General features: G+C 40.6%; 5 protein-coding genes. All 5 read left to right on the top strand.

What is annotated here, in order from left to right; genetic code table 11:
- A partial coding sequence (locus tag ASC84_RS23320; RefSeq protein ID WP_227515156.1) for an MBG domain-containing protein occupies positions 1–1,963 on the top strand: 1,963 nt, incomplete at its 5' end.
- A gap of 3 nt (positions 1,964–1,966) precedes the next feature.
- Positions 1,967–3,652, top strand: a complete 1,686-nt coding sequence (locus ASC84_RS14450) for a ShlB/FhaC/HecB family hemolysin secretion/activation protein (RefSeq protein ID WP_056515941.1) — start codon at positions 1,967–1,969, stop codon at positions 3,650–3,652.
- 489 nt (positions 3,653–4,141) lie between these two features.
- Positions 4,142–4,894 (top strand): histidine utilization repressor, encoded by a 753-nt coding sequence (gene hutC / locus ASC84_RS14445; RefSeq protein ID WP_004721807.1) that lies wholly within the window; start codon positions 4,142–4,144, stop codon positions 4,892–4,894.
- Positions 4,891–5,472, top strand: coding sequence for a HutD family protein (locus ASC84_RS14440; RefSeq protein WP_056515939.1), 582 nt, complete (start codon positions 4,891–4,893; stop codon positions 5,470–5,472). Before hutC ends, ASC84_RS14440 begins: the two co-directional genes overlap by 4 nt.
- Positions 5,473–5,709: 237 nt before the next feature.
- On the top strand, positions 5,710–7,386 hold the full coding sequence (gene hutU, locus ASC84_RS14435; protein ID WP_056515936.1) for a urocanate hydratase: 1,677 nt from the start codon (positions 5,710–5,712) through the stop codon (positions 7,384–7,386).
- The last annotated feature ends 50 nt before the right edge of the window (positions 7,387–7,436 follow it).

Raw genomic sequence — 7,436 nt, 5'->3', positions numbered from 1 at the left:
ATCAGGTGTCAGTGCAACAGTTACCGCTAAAGATGCTGGCCAATACACCAATACTGCAACAGGCATAGATAAAAACTACGAGTTAAGTTTTGTTGATGGYKCRTTAGATATTGCCAAAGCTAAAGCCACGGTAATAGCCAATAGCGTATCAACTACTTATAACGGTAAAAATCAAACAGCTGCGGGCTTTACTGCGACAGGTTTGGTCAATGGTGAAACTGAATCCGTACTCTCAGGTGTCAGTGCAACGGTTACCGCTAAAGATGCAGGTCAATATACCAATAGTGCAACGGGTCTAGACAAGAACTATGATCTTATTTTTATTGATGGCTCATTAGATATTGCTAAGGCTAAAGCGACAGTAACTGCCAATAGTGTATCAACTACTTATAACGGTAAAGACCAAACGGCTGTTGGTTTTAGTGCGACAGGCTTAGTCAACGGTGAAACTGAATCTGTCTTATCAGGTGTTTTATCAACGGTGACTGCTAAAGATGCTGGCAAATATACCAATAGTGCAACGGGACTAGACAAGAACTACGAGTTAAGTTTTGTTGATGGTTCTTTGGATATTGCTAAGGCTAAAGCGACAGTAACTGCCAATAGTGTATCAACTACTTATAACGGTAAAGACCAAACTGCTGCGGGCTTTACTGCGACAGGTTTAGTGAATGGTGAAACTGAATCTGTCTTATCAGGTGTTTTATCAACGGTGACTGCTAAAGATGCAGGTCAATACACCAATACCGCAACAGGTATAGACAAGAATTATGATTTAAGCTTTGTTGATGGCTCATTAGATATTGCCAAAGCTAAAGCCACGGTAATAGCCAATAGCGTATCAACTACTTATAACGGTAAAGATCAAACAGCTGGGGGCTTTACTGCGACAGGTTTGGTCAATGGTGAAACTGAATCAGTACTCTCAGGTATCAGTGCAACGGTGACTGCTAAAGATGCAGGCAAATATGTTAACACCGCAACAGGTCTAGATAAGAATTATGATTTAAGCTTTGTTGATGGGGCTTTAGATATCGTCAAAGCTAAAGCCACCGTAACTGCCAATAGCGTATCAACTATTTATAATGGTAAAGATCAAACTGCTGCTGGCTTTACTGCAACAGGTTTGGTCAATGGTGAAACTGAATCTGTACTATCTGGCGTTTCAGCAACAGTTACCGCTAAAGATGCTGGTCAATACACCAATACCGCAACGGGTCTAGACAAGAACTACGAGCTAAGCTTTGTGGATGGTTCATTAGATATCGCCAAAGCTAAAATTAACCAAGTGACAGGCATTACCGCCAATAATCGTATTTATGATGCAACCACCAACGCAACATTAAATACTGGATCAGCACAATTCACTGGTATGGTTGCAGGCGATGAATTGAAAGTTGCTTCAGCAACAGGACAATTCAGTGATAAAAATGTGGGTATAGCAAAACAAGTCTCGATTCAGGGTGTCAGTTTAAGTGGTGCAGATGCACATAACTACGAGTTGGTGAATAACACTGCACAAACTACGGCAGATATTCGCCAAGCCAATATTCAAAACATCGCTGGAATTACGGCCAACAATCGTACTTATAATGGGTTAACTGCCGCTGAGCTTAATCTTAGCAACGCACAATTCAACGGTATCTACGCTGGGGACAATTTAAACGTTGCAACAGCAACAGGACAATTTGACAGTGCGACCACAGGGCAAGCAAAAAATGTATCGATTACAGGTTTAAGTCTAGGTGGCTTAGATGCTCAAAACTACAAACTTGTGGATACCACCGCTGTGACCACAGCTGATATTTATCTGTTAACCCCTGCGGCTTATTTACAAGCCATACAATTCAAACGACCTCGTTATTTGCCTGAAACCAATAACGTCTTAAATACAGTTGATTTAGATGTACGCCAAGGTGGAGTTAACACTACAGGTATTCAAATTTTGGCAGGGGAGCACTAATTGATGAAACAACAACATAATATATTGGCAATATCTGTAGCTGCTTGTCTGATGCTTTTGACCAGCAGTAACTATGCAGCGCCAGCACCTAATGCGGGTCAACTGTTACAACAACAGCAACAAGGACAAAGTATTGAACCACAGGCTGCTGTTCAGGTAGAAAGTTCAGCAAGTAATAACGTACCTAATTCACCTGATATACAAATTCCTGTACGCAAAATTGAAATCACTGGAAATAGTCGTTTTAGCACAGCGCAATTGCATCACTTAGTGGCGGATGCCGAAGGTAAACAACTGAGTCTTCAGCAACTCTGGCAAGTTGCCCAAAAGATTACCACTTACTACCAACAACAGGGCTATGCATATAGCCGAGCTTATCTGCCTCAGCAGAATCTAAGTCAGGGCGTAGTACGTATCAATGTACTCGAAGCGTATTATGATCAAACTCAGATTGATAATCAAAGTCGAACGCAAAACTGGCTGATTGAACAAACCGTTGCGCCACTTAAACAAGGTGAGCGCATCAACAGTGACCAGATGCAACAACAACTCAAACTGCTCAATCGTTTAAATGGGGTCAATACCCGAAATGTTTTGACCCCTGGTGCAACAGTCGGAAGTAGCCAACTCAATGTTGAAGTACAAAATGCAGCCATGTTGAATGGTTATATTGGCGCAGATAACTTTGGTAATCGTTATACCAGTCAAGTGCGTGGAACCGCTGGAATTTCTGCCAACAACCTTGCCGGCTTAGGTGATGAACTAAGCTTAGATGTGATGACTGCAGGCAAACGCATGAACTACGGGCGCGTGGGTTATGCCTTTACCTTTACAGGAATGGGTACTCGGGCAGGCGCAAGTTATTCTTATCTAGATTATGAACTTGGAAAAGAGCTAAAAAACATTGGCGCAGAAGGGAGTGCTGCACAAAGTAGTGTATTCATTAGCCAACCTGCCTTATTGACCAACAATGCAGAAGTCCTTCTCAGCTTACAATACGATCATAAACAACTGAAAGATGATATTCAGCTCAATCAATATTACAAACATCGAAATATTGATGTGGTGACTGCCCGACTGGATGGCTCGCAGTTTGATCAATTCTTGGGTGGAGGTTTAACCCAATATGGTGCTTCAACTAGTTATGGTCGTGTGAAATTTAAAAATGATGATGCCGCTGCTTTAGATGCGCAAACAGCGAAGACAGCTGGAGACTACTATAGTGCTACATTGAATCTGTCACGCTTACAAAATCTGAGCAATAAGGGCACGCAAGGATATTTGGGAATTTATGGACAATACAGTCCTTATAATCTAGACAGTGCAGAGCAATATCTAGGTGGTGGTCCATTTAATGTGCGTGGTTATGAATCGAGTCAATTTGCAGGCTCTACAGGTTATTTGGCCACGGCAGAACTGAGACAAAGTTTATTTGCCGATGCAAAGCATCAGCTAACAGCGAAAGTATTTATCGATACAGCAGAAGTCACGTTAAATGCTAAGCGTTGGGCAGGTGTGACAGGCGATAATCAAGTTCAAATCAGTAGTGCAGGTTTAGGTTTGAACTGGACGAGTGCGTGGAATATTCAAGCCAATGCAGAAGTTGCCTTTCCAATTGGAAATACGCCAGAGCAGTTGCAAGACCGCGATAATCACCAGTACTGGTTGAGTTTAAGAAAGACTTTCTAATTTGATTGAATAAATAAGGAGGCTTTTGCCTCCTTATTTATGTCGCCACGCGATAGCAAAACGCTGTATGGTTAAACTCAATTTATTTGAGTAACGAAAAACTCCCTCCTTTAAAAAAGGTGAGAAGTATTAACTTTGCATGGGGGAGGATTCAAACAATCTGAGTAAAAACTTAGCAAAAGGGATTTAAAAACCTAGCTGATGAGAATAAAACTTACACAGCCACACTTTACATTTAAAGTTTAAATTCTTTTGCGTAGACGAAGTCAAACCTTGCGCTGCAAACAAGGCCGATTAATATTCGTTGGGTGACCGCTACACCATCTATGATTAAATGATGCAAAAGCAAAATGAGTAAATTGATATAAGTTGGAATGCCATTGATGAGTAATGGATATTTTTATCATGATTATTTGTATAGGCTTGTATATACAAATAACATCGACTCAAGCTACAATGATTTAGAATATTTTGTATGAGTTTTAGCCAATGTCAAGAGCGTCAAAGCACAATGATCTAGACTTATCTCTAGAAGAAGATAGTCCTGTTCCTTTGTATTTGCGCGTGAAGCAAATGATTTCACAAAAAATTTATGAAGGAACCTGGACTGTAAATAAAAAAATTCCTTCAGAAAGTGAGTTGGTGAATTTACTAGGCTGTAGTCGTATGACAGTCAATCGGGCATTGCGCGAACTGACCAGTGAAGGCTTATTAGTCCGTATACAAGGTGTAGGGTCTTTTGTCGCTGAAGGACAAGGTCGTACAGCATTATTTCATGTGAACAATATTGCAGAAGAAATTATTGCGAGAAATCATAAACATCATGCTGAAGTATTGGTACTTGAACAAATTCAAGCCAATGAAGAACAAAGTCGGTTAATGCAAATTCGAGAAGGACAACGCTTATTTCACTCGATCATTGTGCATTATGAAAATGATGTGCCTGTGCAGATCGAAGATCGTTTAGTTGATCCCGTACTGATTCCAGATTATTTGGCACAAGATTTTAAAACTATCACGCCTAATGCCTATTTAATGTCAAAAGCACCTGTTACTGAAGGTGAGCATGTGGTTACTGCGATTCTTGCTTCAGCACAAGAATGTAAATGGTTAAAAATCAATAAAACAGAGCCTTGTTTATTGATCCGTCGTAGAACATGGTCCAATAAACAACTGATTTCCAGTGCAAGGCTAATTTATCCTGGCAGTCGCTATTATTTGGAAGGTAAATTTACCCAATGATTGAGCTTTTAAAAGCCAGCCATTACAAAAAAATGCGATGGAAAAATGGCGAAGGCTATACGCTTGAAATCGCCCGTAGTGTCGGTGAAAGCTTAGCTGAGTTTGATTGGCGGATTTCGATGGCCGATGTGAAAACATCGGGTGATTTTTCCAAGTTTAATGGGATGAATCGCTTTTTGACGGTATTGGAAGGTCAAGGTCTTTCACTGCGTATAGATGATGATTTTAAGCATTTAAAAACATTGCAGTCCGTCGAGTTTCGTGGAGACAGCATGGTCAGTTGTGAATTGCTGGCAGGGCACATTCGCGATTTTAATTTGATTTATAATCCAAAAAAGTTTGATGCACAGTATCAGTGGATTTTCTCTCCAGAAGCCTTAGAAATACCCATATTATCTGACGTGATGTTTATTTTTAATCAGAGTGTTGAGGTGTTAGTTATCGAAATTGGTCAACAGATTTTTCATTTGGAACATCAGGACAGTCTTAAACTCGAATATGAAAAATCATTAAAGACAATCATTTTAAATCAGCAATTTTTAAAGCAAACTTGTCTAATACAACTCACAAAAATCTAAATTTTATTGATTTTACTTAAACGCATACAAGCTGAAGTTGTCTGCGTTTTTTTGTTTTTATGAAAAATAAATCTATTTATTTTATATGTTTATAAATTTTTTTAAAAATAATTTAAAAAGCATCTTTTCAATATTAAAGATTTGTGTAGTATATAGATGTATATACAAGTTAGTACATTGCTATACAGTGAATGCAGTTTAATTTGCTGGTTTAAACTCAAAGGAAGGAGTCCTATTGTGACAACAACGACAACAAAATTTCGTGATGTAGAAATTCGCGCACCTCGTGGTACCAAGCTCAATGCAAAAAGTTGGTTGACTGAAGCTCCACTGCGTATGTTGATGAATAATCTTGATCCTGATGTCGCAGAGAATCCAAAAGAACTCGTTGTTTATGGCGGTATTGGTCGTGCTGCACGTAATTGGGAATGTTATGACAAGATTGTTGAAACACTTAAAACTTTAGAAAATGACGAAACTTTATTGGTTCAATCAGGTAAACCCGTTGGTGTGTTCAAAACACATAAAGATGCACCACGTGTTCTTATTGCCAATTCAAACTTAGTTCCACATTGGGCAAATTGGCAACATTTTAACGAGTTAGATGCCAAAGGCTTAGCAATGTATGGTCAAATGACCGCAGGTTCTTGGATCTATATCGGCAGCCAAGGCATTGTACAAGGTACCTATGAAACTTTTGTTGAAGCTGGTCGCCAGCACTACAACGGTGACTTAACAGGTCGTTGGGTGTTGACTGCTGGATTAGGTGGAATGGGTGGGGCTCAGCCTTTAGCTGCGACATTGGCAGGTGCATGCTCGCTTAATATCGAATGTCAGCAAGCCAGCATTGATTTCCGTTTACGTACACGTTATGTCGATGAGCAAGCCACAGATTTAGATGATGCTTTAGCGCGTATCGATCGTTATACCAAAGAAGGCAAAGTGATTTCGATTGCGCTACATGGCAATGCAGCTGAGATTTTACCTGAATTGGTTCGCCGTGGTGTTCATCCGGACATGGTGACGGATCAAACCAGTGCACATGATCCTCTCAATGGCTATTTACCAATTGGTTGGACATGGGAAGAATATCGTCAACGTGCCAAAACTGAGCCAGAAGTAGTGGTAAAAGCTGCAAAACAATCTATGGCAAAGCATGTACAAGCGATGCTGGATTTCCAAAAAATGGGTGTTCCAACCTTTGACTATGGCAATAATATCCGTCAAATGGCGCAGGAAGAAGGCGTAGAAAACGCATTTGATTTCCCTGGTTTTGTACCAGCTTATATCCGTCCATTATTCTGTCGTGGTATTGGGCCATTCCGTTGGGTTGCACTTTCAGGTGATCCAGAAGATATCTATAAAACAGATGCAAAAGTTAAAGAATTGATTCCAGACGATGAACATTTACATCGTTGGTTAGACATGGCAAGAGAACGGATTAGCTTCCAAGGCTTACCAGCGCGTATTTGCTGGGTTGGCTTAGGACTACGTGCAAAATTAGGTCTGGCATTTAACGAAATGGTACGTAGTGGTGAGCTTTCAGCACCAATCGTCATAGGTCGCGATCATTTAGACTCAGGCTCAGTTTCCAGTCCAAACCGTGAAACTGAAGCAATGCAAGATGGTTCTGATGCTGTATCTGATTGGCCATTGCTGAATGCTTTACTTAATACAGCAGGTGGTGCGACTTGGGTTTCATTACATCACGGTGGTGGTGTAGGAATGGGCTTCTCTCAACACTCAGGTGTCGTGATTGTTTGTGATGGTACGGATGAAGCAGCAGCACGTATTGCTCGTGTGTTGACCAATGACCCAGCAACAGGCGTAATGCGTCATGCAGATGCTGGTTATGATATCGCCGTTGAATGTGCCAAAGCGCAAGGTTTGAACTTGCCGATGATCACCAAATAAAAGACATGGACATTACGATGCTTTTTGCAATTGTGTAAGCGGCATCGTAA

It is taken from the genome of Acinetobacter sp. Root1280, from assembly GCF_001425285.1.
In the GTDB taxonomy this organism is placed as follows: domain Bacteria; phylum Pseudomonadota; class Gammaproteobacteria; order Pseudomonadales; family Moraxellaceae; genus Acinetobacter; species Acinetobacter guillouiae.
This window is presented reverse-complemented; position numbering and strand designations above follow the sequence as displayed.